This window comes from Coleofasciculus sp. FACHB-712 (genome assembly GCF_014695635.1).
GTDB lineage: Bacteria > Cyanobacteriota > Cyanobacteriia > Cyanobacteriales > FACHB-T130 > FACHB-T130.
In genome coordinates, this window is record NZ_JACJOQ010000004.1 from 1 (window position 1) to 3,202 (window position 3,202).

The window sequence follows — 3,202 nt, forward strand, 5'->3', positions numbered from 1 at the left end:
CTAAAGTTCTGTTTACCGTTATGGATTTTGCCGTTTTTGACGACATGAGTTGACTGACAAACCGGGCAAGTTGGTTGGGAATCAGACATAGTGCTTCTGATGGAACGGTATCTTTCCTATCCTTACATCTTTAGGACTACCCGTATTTTTATATAGGACGATGTAGAGCCGGAGCGGACACCAGTGCGATCGCCAGTTGAGAAATGTATGTATGACGACTTGGAAAAAATTCTCCCTAAACTCCAAGCGAAGGTTCTGGTTTGATCGACCAGGACTCCTGAACCGCTGCCCTGAATGCGATCGCCAGTCGGGAAAGTCATCTATTCCGACTTGGAGGAAAGCTCTCTCTCAGCTCAAATCGACCGATCTGGGTTGATCGAGCAGGACTCGGCGTTTGTGTAGCAAGCGTCCAAAAAACAACGTTAAGCTTGAAACTCTTACCCTGCAAAGGCTAACTTGCCCATAAATAATTAATGGGTATTTTAAGTTGGGTACAGTTTTATCAGCTCTCTACCCTCTTAAGTCTTTTAAACTTACCCATAAATAGACAAAAATGCAGAAGTATTGCCCTTAGCGTTGTTTTTGGGTCAGTTGCTACACAAACGCCATTACGGTCAGCCCACCGTGCCAACCCTTCTCAATCTAGGGTAAAAGGCTCGGCGCGGACGACGAGCGGAACTGTTTCCCAGTAATCGTCGAAGCCATCAGGGAGATACAGCCGAACTTCATCGCCATCGAGAACGTGCCCGGAATCCTCACCTGCCCCTACAGACCAAGAAGCGGACGGACTTATTTCCGATACTTTTTATCATGCCTCGACTCGTGCGGGTACAATACGGAGTGGATTGTTATCGGGTCAGGACACTTTGGAGCGTCCTTTCTTAGAGAGCGGCTACTTCTGGTTGGAGTCTCCCAGCGCCTTAAGCCAAAGTGGGAAAGGGCGACCCCCTGGCTCGACCAAGCTCGAAACGCAGTTGAAGAGTTTAGAACTTCTCCAGAAGGGCGAGTGTCTAAACCCGGACTGGTTAGAGAAGCATTACCGTTTGCCAGTGGGATGGACATCCCCGCTGGAGTCAAGAACAGCGACAGAGCTACTCGCCTTCTGCGAGTAGCTTTGGGCAATGTCCTTGATCCAAGAGTCGCCCTCAAGCGAGTCCTTTACCTGTCCGAGCTGTTCGCAACCGCTACTAAGCGCTAAAGACGGGTGCGGAGTCTGCGCCTGGTCTCATCCCCTAGAACGCAAGCGGAAACAAGCAAGCGGGACGATTTACCATACACCAAAACCAAGAGGCTTAAGTGTGGGGCATCTGCCACTTACCCCAAAGTTGCCGGGTCACGCGACGCTGCGAACCCACGTCATTGGTTCTGGCATTACTGCTATGAAGAACGCTGCGGTAGGGGCTGGAGATGCAGAAAAGTGCAGGTATCCCAAGCGAAGGTTTTAGCTGTGCGATCGCTCAATAATTGTGATATTTCTCCATTCCTAATTTTTCTTATCCCTCTGTCCAGCCGCATCTTGCGCCCATAGCCCATATGAGATGAATAATCAGACTTCAAAATCGACGATGAATTGCAGTGGCAATCACGCCCAATCTTGCTCTGTAAAATTCACATCATCTGTCCCAGATGTATCTAAAGGTTTGGGAACGCCAGAGTCTTTTGGTGAAGCTTTGTAGTATGACAACCTGTCTTGTTTATAGAACTCTTGTGCATCTTGATATAATTTATCCCAATTGGCATTTTCATGCTCTCGAATCTCTGTCTTTGTTTTCTCGCTGTGCAGGGTTTTACCCACTAAGCCAGTCTGCGTACCTACTTGATTACCTCCATACCCTGAATTAGCCAGATATCCTTGCCCGTGAGCTAAGCTTGCCTCATTGAAGTTTTGGAACCCAGCTCCCTCAGTTTGAATAAAGGTATGACCTGCGGAATCATCATTGGGATCTTTCATGTTAGTTGGCACAATGCCTACTAGAATATGACCTTTAACAGATTCTGGCAGATCGATCCCCAATTGGGGTTCGGCATTGACAGAATCGTAGCCCTCATTTTTTTTCTCAAATTTTGTTTTTCCTAACCAGGGTTGTTGTTCGTATGGCAGTGGCTTAGTTTTATCGTCTACTACATTCGGTTGATAGTGGGATGTCTCGCTATTTTCGGGACGACGGGTAAACATTTTTCCGGCTCTCTGAGCTTCAACATCGCCCCAATATCCGCCGAGATTTGTTCCTGTCTTACCTACAAATTCAGTTTTTGACTTGATGCTATTGTCTTCATTTTTAGCAGCAATGGGCATCCCCAGTTGTTTCACGCCATTGTAAACTGCCCCCTTGTCCTGAAAGACAATATGCGCCCCCCGATAAAACTGAGCCAATCCAGCAGCGCCAAGTTTTTCAGTCACTTTTTCTTCAAGGTAAGTCAAAATTTCCATGTGGGCACCATCGAGGTCTAGTCTTTGCTTCTTAGTGTCTAGCTTCCCTTGTTCCTCTGGATTCAGCAGTTGGTTGGAGATTTGCTTGCCGGAGCGATCGCGAATTATCGGCATTCCATCATCGCCCAGATGATAGGCTGCTTCAATTCTCTCCCATTGCTCCGGTAGGAACTTGTCCTTTGCTGCCAGGATGGAATTCCAAGAATCGTAGGTTCGATCTAGATCGTAGAGAGGGACGATTTTTTTGGCATGATCTTCATTCCTTTGAATTAGCTGTGGCTGAAGCGTCGTTTGAGTAACTGTGGGAGTAATGGGTTGCAGCGATCGCTGTACTGCACTACCATTCTGCTGAACAACGTGCGTCAACTCGTGGGCAATCAACTCCTGCCCACCCCGGCTTCCCGGCTCATACGCTCCCGCCCGGAAGAAAATATCCTGCCCCGTCGTAAATGCCTTCGCCTGGATTGAGCGATTCAACTGGTTAGATTGAGCATCCGTATGAATCTTCACCCCGCTGAAGTCAGCCCCAAACGCCTGCTCCATCGGTTCGCGAATACTCTGCGCCAGTGCCTGTCCGCTTCCTCGTGCCTGTTGGATGGTTGCTTCGAGATCCGGTGAGGCAGACATTCCGCCCTCAGCAGACTGACACTGTATCATTGGCTTCATCTGGAGTTCTTTTTCTTCTTCCTCTTCTGGCATCACCTCGCGTTGCAGGGTGGGTACATCCAACTTTCTCATCAATTTGTTTTGATGATTCGGGATTCCCTGTTG

4 protein-coding genes are annotated in these 3,202 nt (G+C 48.3%); 2 read left to right on the plus strand and 2 right to left on the minus strand.

What is annotated here, in order from left to right; translation table 11 throughout:
• Nucleotides 1–122: 122 nt before the first annotated feature.
• Nucleotides 123–320: a hypothetical protein gene (locus H6F50_RS00040; RefSeq protein WP_190424891.1), complete on the minus strand. Its 198-nt coding sequence runs from the start codon at nucleotides 318–320 to the stop codon at nucleotides 123–125.
• A gap of 525 nt (nucleotides 321–845) precedes the next feature.
• Between H6F50_RS00040 and H6F50_RS26810 the strand changes: the two genes are divergently transcribed.
• Nucleotides 846–1,112 (plus strand): hypothetical protein, encoded by a 267-nt coding sequence (locus H6F50_RS26810; protein ID WP_242028837.1) that lies wholly within the window; start codon nucleotides 846–848, stop codon nucleotides 1,110–1,112.
• A 9-nt stretch (nucleotides 1,113–1,121) separates the two neighbouring features.
• The gene (locus H6F50_RS00050; RefSeq protein WP_190424894.1) at nucleotides 1,122–1,445 is read left to right on the plus strand and encodes a hypothetical protein; all 324 of its coding nucleotides are present in this window, start codon (nucleotides 1,122–1,124) and stop codon (nucleotides 1,443–1,445) included.
• A 137-nt stretch (nucleotides 1,446–1,582) separates the two neighbouring features.
• On the opposite strand, the gene H6F50_RS00055 is transcribed toward H6F50_RS00050, so the two are convergent.
• On the minus strand, nucleotides 1,583–3,202 hold a 1,620-nt coding region (locus tag H6F50_RS00055), incomplete at its 5' end, for a DUF4157 domain-containing protein (RefSeq protein ID WP_190424896.1).

What these genes read in the sequence shown, in the direction of transcription:
- H6F50_RS00040 (WP_190424891.1), bottom strand. Translation starts at nt 320, where the DNA reads ATGACTTTCCCGACTGGCGATCGCATTCAGGGCAGCGGTTCAGGAGTC.
- H6F50_RS00050 (WP_190424894.1), top strand. Translation starts at nt 1,122, where the DNA reads ATGTCCTTGATCCAAGAGTCGCCCTCAAGCGAGTCCTTTACCTGTCCG.